The organism is Bacillus sp. 105MF (assembly GCF_000374885.1).
GTDB classification, from domain to species: Bacteria; Bacillota; Bacilli; order Bacillales; family Bacillaceae_G; genus Bacillus_A; species Bacillus_A pseudomycoides.
This window is the reverse complement of record NZ_KB895580.1, coordinates 52,405-68,668: the sequence shown is the minus strand read 5'-3', so window position 1 is coordinate 68,668 and position 16,264 is coordinate 52,405. Positions and strand designations below refer to the sequence as shown.

16 protein-coding genes are annotated in these 16,264 nt (G+C 35.7%); 12 read left to right on the top strand and 4 right to left on the bottom strand.

Annotated features, from left to right (window positions below):
- Positions 1–10: 10 nt before the first annotated feature.
- Positions 11–868: a hypothetical protein gene (locus tag C564_RS0120275; protein WP_018766596.1), complete on the bottom strand. Its 858-nt coding sequence runs from the start codon at positions 866–868 to the stop codon at positions 11–13.
- A 363-nt stretch (positions 869–1,231) separates the two neighbouring features.
- Here C564_RS0120275 and C564_RS0120270 point away from each other — a divergent pair, with 363 nt between their 5' ends.
- The 10 genes from C564_RS0120270 (at position 1,232) to C564_RS0120225 (ending at position 12,186) form a co-directional block, all read left to right on the top strand.
- Positions 1,232–1,804 (top strand): TetR/AcrR family transcriptional regulator, encoded by a 573-nt coding sequence (locus C564_RS0120270; protein WP_018766595.1) that lies wholly within the window; start codon positions 1,232–1,234, stop codon positions 1,802–1,804.
- Positions 1,805–2,212: 408 nt separating this feature from the next.
- Positions 2,213–5,152: a YhgE/Pip domain-containing protein gene (locus C564_RS0120265; RefSeq protein ID WP_018766594.1), complete on the top strand. Its 2,940-nt coding sequence runs from the start codon at positions 2,213–2,215 to the stop codon at positions 5,150–5,152.
- Positions 5,153–5,417: 265 nt separating this feature from the next.
- On the top strand, positions 5,418–6,401 hold the full coding sequence (locus tag C564_RS0120260; protein WP_018766593.1) for a LacI family DNA-binding transcriptional regulator: 984 nt from the start codon (positions 5,418–5,420) through the stop codon (positions 6,399–6,401).
- 104 nt (positions 6,402–6,505) lie between these two features.
- On the top strand, positions 6,506–7,954 hold the full coding sequence (locus C564_RS0120255; RefSeq protein ID WP_018766592.1) for a sucrose-specific PTS transporter subunit IIBC: 1,449 nt from the start codon (positions 6,506–6,508) through the stop codon (positions 7,952–7,954).
- A gap of 65 nt (positions 7,955–8,019) precedes the next feature.
- Entirely contained in the window at positions 8,020–9,492 is a 1,473-nt protein-coding gene (locus C564_RS0120250; RefSeq protein ID WP_018766591.1) for a glycoside hydrolase family 32 protein, read from the top strand.
- A gap of 17 nt (positions 9,493–9,509) precedes the next feature.
- The gene (locus C564_RS0120245; RefSeq protein WP_003195811.1) at positions 9,510–10,493 is read left to right on the top strand and encodes a carbohydrate kinase family protein; all 984 of its coding nucleotides are present in this window, start codon (positions 9,510–9,512) and stop codon (positions 10,491–10,493) included.
- A 155-nt stretch (positions 10,494–10,648) separates the two neighbouring features.
- Positions 10,649–10,951, top strand: coding sequence for a DUF2087 domain-containing protein (locus tag C564_RS0120240; protein WP_018766590.1), 303 nt, complete (start codon positions 10,649–10,651; stop codon positions 10,949–10,951).
- Positions 10,952–10,973: 22 nt separating this feature from the next.
- Positions 10,974–11,165: a hypothetical protein gene (locus C564_RS0120235; RefSeq protein ID WP_018766589.1), complete on the top strand. Its 192-nt coding sequence runs from the start codon at positions 10,974–10,976 to the stop codon at positions 11,163–11,165.
- Between the two features lie 81 nt (positions 11,166–11,246).
- The gene (locus tag C564_RS0120230; RefSeq protein ID WP_003195819.1) at positions 11,247–11,609 is read left to right on the top strand and encodes a hypothetical protein; all 363 of its coding nucleotides are present in this window, start codon (positions 11,247–11,249) and stop codon (positions 11,607–11,609) included.
- 154 nt (positions 11,610–11,763) lie between these two features.
- Positions 11,764–12,186: a YfmQ family protein gene (locus C564_RS0120225; RefSeq protein ID WP_018766587.1), complete on the top strand. Its 423-nt coding sequence runs from the start codon at positions 11,764–11,766 to the stop codon at positions 12,184–12,186.
- Between the two features lie 195 nt (positions 12,187–12,381).
- On the opposite strand, the gene C564_RS0120220 is transcribed toward C564_RS0120225, so the two are convergent.
- Positions 12,382–12,906 (bottom strand): DinB family protein, encoded by a 525-nt coding sequence (locus C564_RS0120220; protein ID WP_018766586.1) that lies wholly within the window; start codon positions 12,904–12,906, stop codon positions 12,382–12,384.
- A gap of 94 nt (positions 12,907–13,000) precedes the next feature.
- The gene (locus tag C564_RS0120215; RefSeq protein WP_018766585.1) at positions 13,001–13,942 is read right to left on the bottom strand and encodes a helix-turn-helix transcriptional regulator; all 942 of its coding nucleotides are present in this window, start codon (positions 13,940–13,942) and stop codon (positions 13,001–13,003) included.
- Between the two features lie 197 nt (positions 13,943–14,139).
- Here C564_RS0120215 and C564_RS0120210 point away from each other — a divergent pair, with 197 nt between their 5' ends.
- On the top strand, positions 14,140–15,153 hold the full coding sequence (locus tag C564_RS0120210; protein ID WP_016113707.1) for a LacI family DNA-binding transcriptional regulator: 1,014 nt from the start codon (positions 14,140–14,142) through the stop codon (positions 15,151–15,153).
- Positions 15,154–15,193: 40 nt separating this feature from the next.
- Here C564_RS0120210 and yhfH read toward each other — a convergent pair whose 3' ends face one another.
- On the bottom strand, positions 15,194–15,322 hold the full coding sequence (yhfH, locus tag C564_RS35130; protein ID WP_000567010.1) for a protein YhfH: 129 nt from the start codon (positions 15,320–15,322) through the stop codon (positions 15,194–15,196).
- 200 nt (positions 15,323–15,522) lie between these two features.
- On the opposite strand from yhfH, the gene C564_RS0120200 reads away from it, so the two are divergent.
- On the top strand, positions 15,523–16,257 hold the full coding sequence (locus tag C564_RS0120200) for an MBL fold metallo-hydrolase (protein ID WP_006093885.1): 735 nt from the start codon (positions 15,523–15,525) through the stop codon (positions 16,255–16,257).
- The last annotated feature ends 7 nt before the right edge of the window (positions 16,258–16,264 follow it).

The following is a 16,264-nucleotide window of genomic DNA, read 5'->3' as shown; positions in this document are numbered from 1 at the left end:
GTATTTTATATTACATACTAACTGATTTTTGAATCGATTTTTTACACCGGATTCTTTTTTGAAGTCTACGCATATATTTTTTCCGATCTTTCTGTACACCTTTCATATACATAAATAAACTAATTCCAAAAAATACGGTGCATTGCATGATTAAAATGTAAGGCGACATTCCTTGGAGCGGCTGTTTTGGGTCGTATAAATGAATAGGTGCTCCTCCAATCGTAGGGAATACGATATTTAAAACAACATATGGTAGAGAGGTTATAGCAAAAGGGAATAGAATTGCCATGTAATCTTTTCTGGACCATATGGATGCAGAGAGACCCAATACCGCCATAAGACCAGCAAACAAGAAATTAATCCCAATATATAGGGAAATATAAGTAATTGGAGAAGAGAAATACAATGATGCAAACATACCGTTGTCTTTTATAATACTTAAGGCGGGTGTAGGAATACCATCTTGGATTGTCAGCTTACAAAAAAGCAATGAAAATACGAATGGGAGAATATAAAGAAGCCCCCCGCTTAGGAAGGTAACGATATATTTCGTACATACATAGGGAAAAAAGGGAACTTCTTTACTTACAAATGATTTAAATTTATCAGCTTGATCAGAGTTATAGCTTGTACTAAAAGGGAGTGCTGCTAGTACAGGCATTAAAAGCAAATACACATCCATTTCATCATCACGAAAGCCAATCCATTTATAAGCCGTTGCTAAAAGCTCGTCAGGTACCCCTCCTGAATATTTTAAAATATAGAAATAATGATAAATTGAAACAAGAATCAACCAACTAAACAAGAGAGTGAGAGAAATCTTATTTAAAAAGGCTTGTTTTATATGTAAGCTAAGTGCACGTATCATGATTGAAAGAGCCCCCACTATTTTTAATAAATATATCTATGTTCTATATTACTACTAATTGTAAAAAATTTCTTGTTTTTTCAATTGATAATTTGAAAAAGAGGGAAAATTCATAAAAGATATTGTTTTTGTTGCTTAATATTTGCTAATGGATTTTACTATGTTTCTTTACCTTTTCATTTTTTCCCTTTTTTTGATACACTATGACAGTAGTATCTTAAATAAAGGTCGATGTATAGATTTAAATGTTTTATACTTGGAAATAAATAAAAAGAGAACTTGTAAACAATGGAAAACCGTGATAATATCAAAAATGTACTAATTGACTAGATTACCCAATTGGTCATTTTTGGAGGTGAAGATGTGGCTGTCGATCGAAAACGTTCTATTATTGAAGCTGCAACAAAATCTTTCTCAGCATTTGGTTATAAGGCGACAACAATGGATCAAGTCGCAAAATTAGCGAATGTAGGGAAAGGAACAATTTATACTTTTTTCAAAAATAAAGAAGAATTATTTGGCGAAATTATTTCTAATTTAATTACTGAAATGAAGCAAGTTGCAAAAGAAGCAATTCGTCCAGATGTTTCATTTTTTGAAAATGTACATAGAGCATTATATAACATCTTAGAATTTAGAAAAGAACATCAGCTCATGATTAAACTGATTCAAGAAGAGCGAGATATGGGAACAAAAGAAGTACAAGATGTTATGCAACAAGTAGATGTTGAAATTGTATCTGTTATTCAATCTTATTTAGAAATTGCGATTGAAAAAGGTGAAATTAGTAAGTGTGATCCAGAAATTACGGCGTTTATCATGCTTCGGTTATATGTATCACTTATTTTCGATTGGGAAAAGAATCATGAACCATTAGAAAAGGAAAGAATTGCAGAATTATTTGAACTTTATTTGTTAAAGGGATTGTCAAACTAAGATAATCCTTTTATTATAGTTAAAAATGACCGATTGAACAAATTGGTCATAAGTCCAAAAGGGGGAAGTAGAGAAAAAATCAGATTACGTATGTAAGGTTGTGAAAAGATAATTTTTGAATACGTTCACGTTGACCAAATGAATTTAATAGTCATTCAAAATAAAAAGGTGCATAGAGTATAGAGATAAGGTGAAACGTTAATCAGTAGGTGCGCTTCATCCCCGGCTAATTATTAACGCTCACTAATCGGTCTTTTATGGAAAGTTGATTCCACGGAGGTCTTACTGTCCGCAAATAGCGGGATAAAAGTTAGGGTTAGGTAATATGTAGAACAGGATGTAACCTTTTTATTTACTCTAAAATGACTGTTTGAACATTTCGGTCATAAACGAAGAGGAGGAAAACGAATGAGAGGATTTACGTTGCTTGGTAAGGAATTTACGGAAATTATAAAAAGCAAAAAAATCTTAATACCTATTATTGCTGTTTTATTTGTACCACTCTTATATGCGGGCATGTTTTTATGGGCGTTTTGGGATCCGTATGAACAATTAGATGATTTGCCGGTTGCAGTAGTCAATCTTGATAAAGGTGCAGTATTTGATGGGAAACCAATTGAAGTTGGTAAAGGATTAGTCGACGAATTAAAAGACAATAAAAGTTTTAAATGGGAGTTTGTCAGTGAAAAAACAGCAAAAGAGGGAATGGAAAATCGAAAATATTATATGTTAGTTCGGATTCCAGAAAATTTCTCAGACAATGCGACAACGCTGTTAAAAGAAAATCCAAGACCATTAAACTTAGAATATATTCCAAACGAAAGCTTGAACTTCTTATCTTCACAAATCGGCGGAACAGCTATTGAAAAAATTAAAGGTGAAGTATCTAATACGTTAACAAAAACGTATGCAGAGAAAATGTTTGATTCTATAAAAGATGTTTCCAAAGGGTTCGCAGATGGGGCAGATGGAGCGAATAAATTACATGATGGATCTGTGGAATTGCAAGATGGTTCTAGCAAGGTAACAGAGGGCTTGCATACGCTGCAAGGGAAGTCTGGTGAAATGAAGGACGGAGTTGGCCAGTTATTAGATGGATCTGGTCAGGTAACAGATGGCTTGCATACGATGCAAGGAAAGTCTGGTGAAATGACAGCTGGTATTCATAAATTGCTAGATGGTTCAGGGAAAGTAATGAATGGTTTAAATACGTTAAATGGAAAAACTGGTGAAATACAGAGTGGAATTGGAAAATTACTAGATGGATCTGGTCAAGTAACAAACGGTTTAAATACGTTAATCAGTAAGTCAGGTGAAATGCAAAATGGTATTGGAGAATTGTCAAATGGTTCTTCGGGAATATATCAAAACTTACAATTGCTAGCTAGTAAGTCGTTAGTATTTAATAATGGTTTACAAAAAGCTTCTGATGGAGCTGCTAAGTTGCAAACAGGAGCGGATAAATTAGAAGCAGGTCTTGGTCAGCTTCAAGATGGTCACGGAAAGTTAGCAGCAGGCGTACAAGATATTCAAAAAGGTGCGAATGATTTAAAAGGTGGTTTACAGGAATCATTAGCTGGTGTAACCGATATGCAAAATAAATTACCAGAGCTAACACATGGATCTGAACAAATTAGTAAGGAAGCCAATGAACTGGAACAAGGTGTATCACAGTGGAAAGCAAACGCAGATAGTCTATATACTAAGGCTAGTCAGACTGCAGATGGTGCCAAGCAAGTGGATGATGGTTTAGCAGTATTGAATGAAAAAATTAAAAGTTTACCTGAAGAATCTAGAAAACAATTAGAACCTGTTATGGAGGAGCTAACAGCGGGGAGTAAAAAAGTTGTAGGTGGCACAGGCGGAATTGCAGAAGGTACAAAAGGACTTGCAGGTCAAGAGGGTGCGGGGAAAATTCAAGTAGGTGCGCAAAAACTTGCTGATGGTGCAAATGACCTTCAAAATGGTCAAGTTTTACTGAAAAATGGTGTTGATAAGCTAAAAGGTGGTCAACAACAGCTTGCTGAAGGAGCAAACAAATTGGCAAATGGATTGTCATATCCAAAAACTGGGTTTGTTGCTAGATTCCAAACATTCGGTGAAAAATTAGGAGAAGCGAAGAATGGTGCTAGTGAATTAGCAGGAGGAAGTAAGCAATTAAATAGTGGTATAAGCGAGTTAGCGGGTGGTAGTCCACAATTAGTTGATGGTGTTAATCAATTAACAGAAGGAGCTGGTAAATTAAACGGTGGTTTAGGTAAATTATCTACCGGTTCAGGCCAGTTAATCGATGGTGTTAATCAATTAGCAAATGGCTCTAATCAAGTAACAGGCGGACTAGGTACCTTATCGGCTGGAGCAAACCAAATGGCTGGGGGAGTAGGTCAGTTAGCGGATGGTTCCGGTCAAGTAACCAATGGCTTAGGTGCATTATCAAGTGGAACAGGCCAATTAGTTGATGGGGTAAATAAACTAGCAGATGGCTCCGGAAAAGTAACAAACGGCTTAAATACATTATCAGACGGTTCTGGTAAATTAATAGACGGCGTCAATCAATTAGCAGACGGCTCCGGAAAAGTAACAGATGGATTAGTAAAAGTAAATGATGGATCAGGTGAACTCGCTACAAAACTCGGCGAGGGGGCTGAGAAAACAGGTAAAGTAAAAGGAACGAATAAAACATACGACATGTTTGCTGATCCAGTGAAAGTACAAACTGAGAAGATGTCAGAGGTTCCAAACTACGGAACAGGATTTACACCATATTTCTTATCTCTAGGTTTATTTGTTGGGGCACTTTTATTATCGATTGTGTATCCATTACGTGATACAGTTGGTGTTCCAAAATCAGGATTTAGCTGGTTTATTAGTAAATTTGGTGTTTTATTATCGGTGGGTATTATTCAGGCTTTAGTAGCGGATTTAGTACTATTGCTAGGGTTAGGTGTGGAAGTACAGAGTGTTCCATATTTCATTCTGTTTAGTATTCTTACAAGCTTAGCATTTATTGCGTTAATTCAATGTTTAGTAACAGCTTTTGGAGATGCAGGACGTTTTATTGCGATTTTAACATTAATTATGCAGTTAACAACAAGCGCAGGAACATTCCCGCTGGAATTAATTCCAAAGTTTTTACAACACTTTAATGCGTGGTTACCAATGACATATTCTGTATCCGGATTTAAAGCAGTTGTATCAAGTGGAGACTTCGGATTTATGTGGCAAAATGCAGGGATATTAATGATCTTTATTGTTATATTGTCACTTGGAACAATTGGTTCGTTGACTTGGATGCATAAGCGAAAATATCGAAATTTGGCTGAAGGAGAATATAGTCAGGGAGTTTGAGGTCAATCATAGAAATAAGAGGAACAGTCCTTCATTTGATTTTTTCATCAAATGAAGGACTGTTCTGTATTTACGTAAAAAGGTGTAATAGTTCCATTAAACTTTCTAAATAGAATAATTCACTTTATACTTATGATAAAAGTAGAGTGGCCTATAAGGTTTTGAGCGAAAAGATATTGGATTTTATTTATAAAAGTTTGATTTCTTAGAAGTTGTAGGAAATGTGAAATTGATATAGTAAGCAATCGGATATGGAGATGAAATGATGAAAAAGACGATTTTGGATATAGCGCAAATAGCGGGGGTTGCAAAGAGTACGGTTTCCCGTTATTTGAATGGAGGATCTGTCAGCGATGCGACCAAACGAAAAATTGAGCGTGCGATTCAAGATACAGGATATGTTCCGAATACATTTGCCCAAAGTTTAAAGGCGAAGAAAACGAATATTATTGGTACAATCGTCCCACGTTTGGATTCTTATGCGTCATCGCTCACATTAATTGGTATTGATGAAGAGTTAAGAGAGCTGAATTATCAAATGTTAATATCGAATTCCAATCAAGATTTGGAACGAGAAATTGAAAATATTTATACATTGGTTAATCAAAAAGTTGCGGGGATTATTTTGTTGGCTGCACAAGTTACTGATCGGCATATCGAGGCGTTTCGTAAAATTGATATACCAGTGATGCTTGTTGGACAGCAGCATCAGGAGGTGTATAGCTTTATTCATGATGATTATGGAGCAGCCTATGATATAGGGCGATATATCTTGGCAAGAGGGCATAAAAAAATTAGTTATTTAGGTGTAACAGAGCACGATATTGCAGTTGGTACAAAGCGAAAGCAAGGCTTTAAACGAGCAGTAGACGAAGCTGCTGGATGTGAAGTGAAATATTACGAAACAAGTTTTAAGATTGAAGATGCAATTGAAAAGGCCTCTGAAATTATTGAAGAATTTCGTCCATCTGTTTTAGTGTGTGCAACAGATAATATCGCGCTTGGTGCACTAAAAGCAGCCTATATGAAAGGGTTGCGAGTACCTGAAGATTTGTCTATTACGGGTTTTGGTGGATACCAAGTAACAGGGATGATTCATCCCGCTTTAACAACTGTGAAATTTTATTATAAAGAGGTTGGACAAATTGCAGCTCGAAATATTGTGAAACTCGTAAATGAAGAAATGATAGAAAAAATTTCGGTATCAAAATATGAAATAATTGAAAGAGAAAGCGTTGACAATATATAAACGCGAGCATATAATCTAATTGAAACCGGTTCCAAAAGCTGGTTTTTAATTAGGTTCTTTTTTGGAACCGGTTCCAAAAATAAGTATAATAAAGGAGGAGCATTATGAACTACAATCAAATTGCAAAAGAAATTTTAGATGCAATTGGTGGTAAAGAGAATGTATCGGCAGCAGCACACTGTGCAACCCGTTTACGTTTAGTTCTACATGATGAGGGGAAAGTGGATCAAAAGAAATTGGATCGTATGGATGAGGTTAAGGGGACTTTCTCTACAGGAGGACAGTTTCAAGTTATTATCGGTTCAGGAACTGTGAACGAAGTGTATAAAGAGTTTGCGAGATTGACAGAGATTTCTGGGATGTCTACAACAGACGTGAAAGCTGCTGGAACGAAAAAGTTGAATCCACTTCAACGATTTGTAAAAATGCTTTCTGATATCTTTGTTCCTATTATTCCGGCTATTGTAGCGGGCGGATTATTAATGGGGATTAATAATTTATTAACAGCAAAAGACTTATTTATTGCAGGAAAATCATTAGTAGAAGCCAATCCTCAAATTACAGATTTAGCAGCTCTTATTAATACATTCGCAAACGCAGCATTCGTATTCTTACCAATTTTAATAGGTTTCTCGGCAACACAACGATTTGGCGGGAATCCTTATCTTGGGGCAGCTCTTGGTATGTTAATGGTCCATCCAGATTTATTGAACGGTTATGGATATGGGGCAGCTTTATTGGCTGACAAAGTACCCGCTTGGGATATACTAGGTTTTAGTATTGAGAAAGTAGGATATCAAGGCACTGTATTACCAGTCCTCGTGGCATCATTTATTTTAGCGAAAATAGAAACATATTTAAGAAGAGTCATTCCAACGGCACTTGATAATCTTCTTACGCCTTTATTAACGATTTTTGTTACAGGTTTACTAACATTTACAATTGTAGGACCCATTACACGTTCTGCAGGTAACTTGTTAACAGATGGAATCGTTTGGTTATATGATACAGCTGGATTTATTGGTGGCGGTATTTTTGGATTACTGTATGCACCAATTGTTATTACAGGTATGCACCATAGTTTTATTGCAGTGGAAACACAATTACTTGCTGATGTTGCAAAAACGGGTGGTTCATTCATATTTGTGATTGCGGCAATGTCTAACGTTGCTCAAGGCGCAGCAACTCTTGCAGTCTTTTTAGTTACACGCGATAAAAAAGTGAAAGGAGTTGCCTCAGCAGCAGGGATTTCTGCCCTCTTAGGTATTACAGAACCAGCGATGTTTGGTGTTAATTTAAAATTAAGATATCCGTTTATAGGAGCGATTATTGGTGCAGGAATTGCATCTGCTTTTGTAACCTTTTATAAGGTAAAAGCTATTGCATTAGGAGCTGCTGGGTTGCCTGGTATTATTTCCATTAGACCAGATAGTATTATCCCGTATGTAATTGGAATGGTGATTTCTTTTATAGTGGCTTTTGGTGTAACACTTCTTTTAGCAAAACGAGCAAAAAATGGGGGAATGGACTCTTCTCAAAAAGATGCAGCTTAATTTATTGTAATGAACAGAGAAGAATGATAGGGTTCTTCTTTGTTCATTAAGGGAGTTTGATGGAAATGATATGGACAAAAGAACAACGTTATCGCCGGATTGAGGAAGTAAGCGACGAAAATATGCAAAGTTTAAAAGAAAGAGTAAACGATTGTTTGTGGAGACAAACATTTCATATACAGCCTGAAACAGGTCTACTGAATGATCCAAATGGGTTTTCTTATTATAATGGTGAATACCACCTATTTTATCAGTGGTTTCCGCTCGGACCTGTGCACGGTTTAAAGTATTGGTATCATACGAAATCAACAGATCTTGTTCATTGGAAAAATGTTGGTATAGGGATTAAACCGACAAATGATTACGATAGCCATGGCGCTTATTCGGGAAGTGCAATTGAGCATGAAGGGAAGTTGTATTTACTTTATACGGGTAACACTCGTGATGAAAACTGGGTAAGAAAACCATATCAATGTATTGCTATTATGGATGAAGCAGGGGAAATTACAAAGTTAGAACAGCCTGTTATTGATAAAGTGCCAGATGGATATACAGATCATTTTCGGGATCCGAAGGTCTGGAAAAAAGATGAGATGTTTTATACAGTTATTGGAGCACAGCGGAAAAATGGGACAGGATGTGTTGTAGTGTATTCTTCTCCTGACTTGTTACATTGGCAGTGCGAAGGGGAACTGCAAACTGATTTAAATGACTTCGGTTATATGTGGGAATGCCCAGATTATTTTGAAGTAGAGGATAGAGGCATCCTATTATTTTCTCCACAAGGTTTAAACGCTAAAGGAGATCATTATGAAAATATTTTTCAATCTGGTTATATTCTTGGAGACAAGTTAGATATAAAACAAATGTTTATGCCACACGGCTCCTTTCATGAATTAGACAGAGGATTTGATTTTTATGCCCCGCAAACAACAGTTGACCCGGAAGGCAGACGTATTGTAGTTGGATGGATGGGGTTACCAGAAATAAATTATCCAACTGATAAAAATGGTTGGGCGCATTGTTTGACACTACCAAGGGAATTACTTGTTCGTGGAGATAAACTTATTCAGCGTCCAATCAAAGAATTGCAAGTACTTCGTAAACGGGAGTATAAAATAAAGGATAGAATATGTAGCGAACAGAAAATGTACGAAGGATTTACAGGGGAATCATATGAACTGATTTGTGAATTTGAAAATAACAATGCAGATGAATATGGAATTATAGTGAGAGCAAGTGAAAATGAGGGAACGATCGTTAAGTATGATGCTGTTCAAAGAAAGGTTATATTAGACCGTGCACATTCAGGCGAAGCAGTAGGAGAGGCTTATGGGACACGGAGGAAGTGTTCAATAGAATCACAAACAATTAAATTTCATGTATTTGTAGATGTATCTTCTGTTGAAATCTTTATAAATGATGGGGAAGAAGTATTTACTAGCCGAATTTTCCCGAGAGCTGATAGTAATGAAATTCGTTTCTTTGCTAATAAAGGAAGTGTAATATTCCAAGCGACAAGATGGGATTATGAATAAGAGAAGAGGTGGAGTGTATGAAACGGTTATATGCGATTGGGGAAGTTTTAATTGATTTCATTCCTGTTCAAAAGGGAATGTTTTTAAAAGATGTGGGAGAGTTTCAAAGAGTTCCAGGGGGGGCGCCTGCAAATGTAGCAGCTGCTGTTGCAAAATACGGAGGAAATGCATCTATAATTACCCAATTGGGCTTTGATGCATTCGGCGACTTCCTTTTAGAACAATTGCAGCAAGTAGGTGTAAATACAGAAAAGGTTATGAGAACGAGCGAAGCGAATACAGGTCTTGCTTTCGTCTCATTACGTGAAGATGGTGAACGTGATTTTTCATTTTATCGTAATCCTTCTGCAGACCTATTGTTTAGTGAAAATGAAATAGATGAAGAATGGTTTGAAGAAGGTGATATTCTTCATTTTTGTTCTGTTGATTTAGTAGAAAGTCCGATGAAATATGCACATGTGAAAGCGATTCGCTCTGCTAAAACAAAAGGAGCGATTATTAGTTTTGATCCCAATGTGCGGCTACCGCTTTGGAAACATGCAGACGATTGTAGAAAGACGATTTTAGAATTTATCCCAAGTGCACATATCGTAAAAATTTCAGATGAAGAATTAACATTTATTACAGGTATTTGTAATAAGAAAGAAGCGATTGCATCTTTATTTATAGGGGATGTAAAAGCTGTAATTTATACAAAAGGATCCCAAGGTGCGGAATTATATATGAAGAATAAACAGTATGAGTTGACTGGATATCATGTAGTAGTACAGGATACAACAGGTGCAGGGGATGCATTTATTGGTGGGTGTTTGTATAAATTATTAGAGAAAGAAGTAAAACAGCACAATGTAGAAGAGGTACTTCATATGCATTGGCAGGAGATACTAGCATTCGCAAATGCTAGTGGGGCCCTTACTACGACAGGAAAAGGAGCGATGTCTTCTATTCCAACGAAAGAAGAAATTGATCAGTTGATTCAAGCTTCACTTTATAAAGTATAAAAAAGAGTCGTATGTATTGTTACGGCTCTTTTTGGCATGAAAGATAAAGAAAGAGAAAGTGAATTAATTGTATTCTGTAGTATTACAGTTTCCAATAATATACTATATAATTTACTCAATAAAGCATGTTTTCCAAAAGGGAAGGGGGAATCGTGATGAACGACAGCCAAATAAAATTCAGAGATACGGTCATTAGAAATTTTTTTGATGCAAATGGTAAGTTAAAAGCAATGCCTAGTCAAAAGAAGAAAAAGTTAGTGATATTTGAGTACCTCATAAGTAAATTGAATCCTGAACAACAATATACAGAAAAAGAAGTAAATACATTTATTAAACAGTATCATGAAGATTGTTGTACGATTAGAAGAGAATTCATCATTCATGGATTTATGGACCGGAATGAAAGTGTGTATCGTGTAAATAAAGAGCAAGAATGGAAGAAGTGGGAGGAGTTATAAATGAGTAAAGGAGAGATGGGATTTGACGATTGTAGGTATTTTAGGTATGGTTCATGATGAAGAATGGCAAAAGAAATATAAGTTTCCTCTATCCTTAGTTAAGGAACTAATTCTTGAATTTAAGCCAGCTGTAATTTGTGGCGAGGTTCATCCAGATAGCTGGAATCTATATTTGAGAGACGGAAATCCAAAGGGAATCTATGAAGAAACATAAAATGAGTATCCCAATCTTATATTTCCATTGTGTGAGAGAAATAATATCACCTTTGTTCCGGTAAACTGGTTTGAATTTGACGTGTTTAAAGGGAGTTTTGATAAATTTCCTAGTGATGAAAGACTTCGGTCAGAAGAAGAATTATCGCATTGGCTTCAGAAACAATTGTCCCTTTTTAATAAGGGAGCTATTCCTTTTAACTCAGTTGAGTATGATAAAATTACACAAGAAAAATATGAGTGGTTACAAAGTGTGAATCCAGAATTGCAAAATATTGTTTGGAATGCAAGGCACTATATTATGGTGGCTAGGGTGAAGAATGTAATAGAGGAAAATGAGGGAAAGAGAATTCTTTGCATTCATGGTGCAGACCATAATTATTGGTATTATGCTGCGTTAAAAGATGAAAAGAATATCGAGGTTATTTATCCGTTACGTTCATGAGAGCAGTAGTATACATAAATGAAAAACATACTAATCCTAGTATGTTTCTTTGTGTTACCAAGTTTCACATAATGTACAAAAAATAACCATTTACACTATGGTAATATTAATAATGTAATCATATTAATTTAGAACGTAATGGAGATGATACAATATGACGACATATTTTATAGTTATGTTAATTATTCTCGGTGGTCTTAAAATAATAGTGACGTGCCTTCCAAGCTCTGTTGTGAAGTCGCTTTCCAGCAAATTTGAATTGCATCCAAAACTTAGTGATGCGGCTGTCACTGTAACCATCGACGGAAAGCAATTAGAAGGTAAAGATAAAATTCAAATTATTGATCAATTTAATGAAGCGATATTTTTAGAGAAATATTATTTTCCGCCACAGAGCAGTGGGACTCCAGTAGTTATTAATACGAAAAAAGGAAAAACCGATGTTCGTTTTTCTGTGTACAGTTACGACGATCACGTTGATGTAATCAAACAATACAAGAAAAAAGTAGTCGGGTATAGTCTGCGTTCCAAAGGCCTTCAAAACCGTTCTATGTTAGTAACTGAGGACTTAGCCTAAAAGGATTGGTACTGTCTGTTAATGCGGGATAAATCAGGTTAAATTAATTTGAAAATAATCTTTAAGTAAGTGTACTAGTTTACTTCTGTTCCAGATCAAAAAGAGGATTCCTAAAATATAGGGAATCCTTTTTCTTATTCACCAGGAGTTCTTTTAAATTAATAAGCAACTATATCTCTAGTAATAAAGTATCACTTATTTTAGAATAATATGCTGCTCCAGCCTTTCCTTCTGATGAAGGTGGTGAGAGAAATGCATATAAATCAATTGAAACCACTCTACAGCATTTAAGTACCCAAGTCCTGGATGTGCCACTTTATAATTGGCTAGAATTGAAGGGAGTTGTGGCTCAATCCCTTTCATTTTCTCAATGATCTGTAACAATGTTTGTTTAATTTCCTCTTTATCTGTAGGGTTTTCAGGTGTGTATCCTGGGCAATCAGGTATTTTTATTTGTACTGGAGGAAAAGCACCCTCTTTATATACTTTTTCACCCATTTCTGTTTTCTTCCCATCTATAGTTGCAGAATCAGTTGTACACTTTGCAATGGCATCTAGTTGCATATTTGAAGCTGTAAGTAAGTGATTATACATTTGTCCAAGAGACCATTCGTCTTCGGAAGGTTTTCTTCTTAATTGTTCAAGGGAGTATTTCTCTAATTCTTTTATGTAATACATTGCTACACTTTCAAATTTCTCTAAAATGACATTTGGATTCATAGGGTTAGCTCCTTTTCTTTTATAAAATGTAGTTCTTAAGGATCACTATAAACGAGTGATGTTGACACCATTATGTCAGCAGTGAAAGAAAAAATTACATTTGTAGCATTTTCTTTGCTTCTTCTCGAAGTTTCTCAGAAAGAATAGTCGGTTCTAGTACTTTTACTTGGCTTCCCCAGCTCAATACCCATGGAAATACTTCATCTATACTTCTTGATGTTAGAAGCACATGAAAGCCATCATCTTTTTGTTCATAGGAATCTATAAAAAAGTAGCGAGACTCAATAATTTTGTGTGCAATATGGGATGGAAATAATAAATGAATGATAATGGTTCGATTATTTTTAGGTTGATAGTCTGGTAAATAAAAGTTCTCCGGTTTAGTAAAGAACGTTTGCTCTTGCTGTAAGTTGTCCATGCGATCCAAACGGAAATGACGTATTTGTTGCCGAAGTAGACAATGGGCAACAATGTACCAAATCCCTGAAATATTGACTAAACCATAAGGATTTACCGTACGTTTATTTTGTTCACTTTGATTCGGTTTACGATAAGAAAAAGAAACACATTGTTGTTCCTGAATAGATTCTTGTAATAGAAGAAGTTGTTTCTCTAGTTGTTCTTGAGCAAATGTTTGATGAGAGAAAGTACCGGAGAGGAAACGAAAAGTTCCTCTTAACTCCTTGACCTTCTTTTGCTGTTCAGAAGGGAGGATTGCTTCTAATTTTTCTTTAGCAGATTTTGCATGTGTAGAAAAAGCTGAGTCGAGATTTTGTTCGACATAATCACTTCCTAATAGAAGAGTTACTGCCTCTTCTGGTTTGAATTGAATGGGCGGCAAGAAATAACCATCCATTAAAGAATAACCTTGTCCAGGCATTGAAAAGATTGGGACACCTGATTCACTGAGTGCTTGCATATCTCTGTATATTGTTCTTTTACACGTCTCAAATTTTCCCGCTAAACTTTGAGCTGTGACGATTTGCTTTCTCTGTAATTCAATGAGAATAGAAAGTAAACGATCTGTTCGATTCATGAAATATCATCCTTCATATGTAATAAATATCCTTATTGTGAAGTTCTAAATATGAGTCAAATCTTCCTGCAAATAACAGACTTTTCCCTATGTATAATATTAATATAGTAAAATCATGCGAGCCTGTATTGCGGTTTCCAATAATATACTATATAATCTACTTAAGAAAACGTTTTCATACAAAGGGGGAGAATTTCGTGTCAACGATCGAGGACGTGGCGAAATTAGCGGGGTTATCAAGAACAACGGTTTCTCGGGTGATTAACAACCATCCGTATGTATCAGATGAGAAGAAAAAGAGAGTTCAATTGGCGATGAAGCATTTAGGATTCGTTCCTAATTCTGCAGCAAGAAGACTTCGTAAACAGAAAACAGAAACAATTGCAGTTCTTGTTCCAAGAATTACAAATCCTTTTTTCAGTAGATTTATTGAAGCAATTGAAATTGCTGCTTCTGAACATAAATATAAACTGATTATTTGTCAAACAAGATATTTACCAGAAAAAGAGATGGAATACTTACAACTGTTATCAACAAAACAAGTTGATGGTATTATCTTATGTTCACTTGAGAATCCATGGGAGAACGTGGAGCCATATTTACAACACGGTCCAATCGTGTTATGTAATGAATACATTGAAGAAGCAAATATTCCAACGGTTAAATTTGATCATGCACAAGGGGCATACATAGCTGCGAAACATGTGCTAGAACAAGATTATCGCAACCTTATTTTTTGCCGTGGAAATGAAACAAAAGTAGTGAGCCAACAGCGAAAAATGGGCTTTTTACGTGCAATCACTGAAAAGAGCAAAGAAGTAGAAGCGATTGATTTTCTTGAAAACGCTTTCTCTTGGGAAGATGGAAAAAGAATATTCCATGAAGTATTAAAGGACAAAAAAAATCCTACCGCTATTTTGGCAGGAGGAGATGAAGTCGCAGCTGGAATTATCGCAGAAGCGAAACGCCATGGCTGGAGCATTCCTGATGATTTAGCTGTAGTTGGCTTTGATAATCAAATTTTATCACAGATTACAGAACCGGGTATTACAACGATTGAACAGCCAATTGATGAAATGGCTCATAAAGTTGTTGATTTAATGATGGATAAAATCCATACGAAAAATTATCGCAAAAAAGAATTGTATGAGTTTGAACTGGAGCTCTTGGTGAAAGGTTCAACGATGAAAAATACGATGTTACTAGCCTAGTAGACAATGTCTGCTAGGTTTTTCTTATGTTTACAAACTATTATTCTTCGTGAACGCAATCGTCACATTTATTATGATATGCTTCGTGTTGCTCATCAATTTCCTTCCCACAATGCGCACAAGTTTTTGTTGGTAAATTTCTGAAAAATTCCATCGGTTGATCGATCATGTAAATCCCTCCATTTCCATTTCTTAGTATCATTGTATTAGTACAAAAACTAAATGTCAACATCTGTTTTATAACAAAGTGAAAAATAATGAAAAAGTTTAGGAAATGGATTATAGTTAACAATGTAGAGTGTAAGTAAAAATCTTTCTCATTAGAGGAAGAATACTGCATTTCTAGTGGTTTAGAAAGGATGGATACATATGAAAATGACTGTTGTTGGCTTTTGGGGCGGCTTTCCAGAAGTGGGAGAAGCAACGTCGGGGTATTTGTTTGAACACGATGGTTTTCGTTTACTTGTTGACTGTGGTAGTGGTGTACTAGCACAGATTCAAAAATATATAACACCATCTGATATAGATGCGGTTCTGTTGTCACATTATCATCACGATCATGTTGCGGATATTGGGGTATTGCAATATGCAAGATTAATTACAAGCATGGCAAAAGGGCAATTACCAGAACTACCGATTTATGGACATGGATTTGATGTGCAAGGATTCTCTTCCTTAACACATGCACCACACACGAAAGGGATTGTGTACAATCCGGAAGAAACATTACAGATTGGGCCGTTCTCTATTTCATTTTTAAAGACGGTGCATCCTGTTATATGCTATGCGATGCGTATTACGGTGGGAGATAAAGTTATCGTATATAGTGCTGATTCTAGCTACATTCCTGAATTTATTCCATTTACAAAAGATGCAGATTTATTTATTTGTGAGTGTAATATGTATGCACATCAGGAAGCTGCAAAAGCAGGGCATATGAATAGTACAGAAGTAGCGGATATTGCAAAGAATGCAAATGTAAAGGAATTACTGTTAACGCATCTGCCGCACACAGGAAACATATCTGATTTAGTAGAAGAAGCAAAACAAATTTTTGACGGCCGCATTACGCTTGCGCATAGCGGTTATGTTTGGAATTCATGAGGTGAGA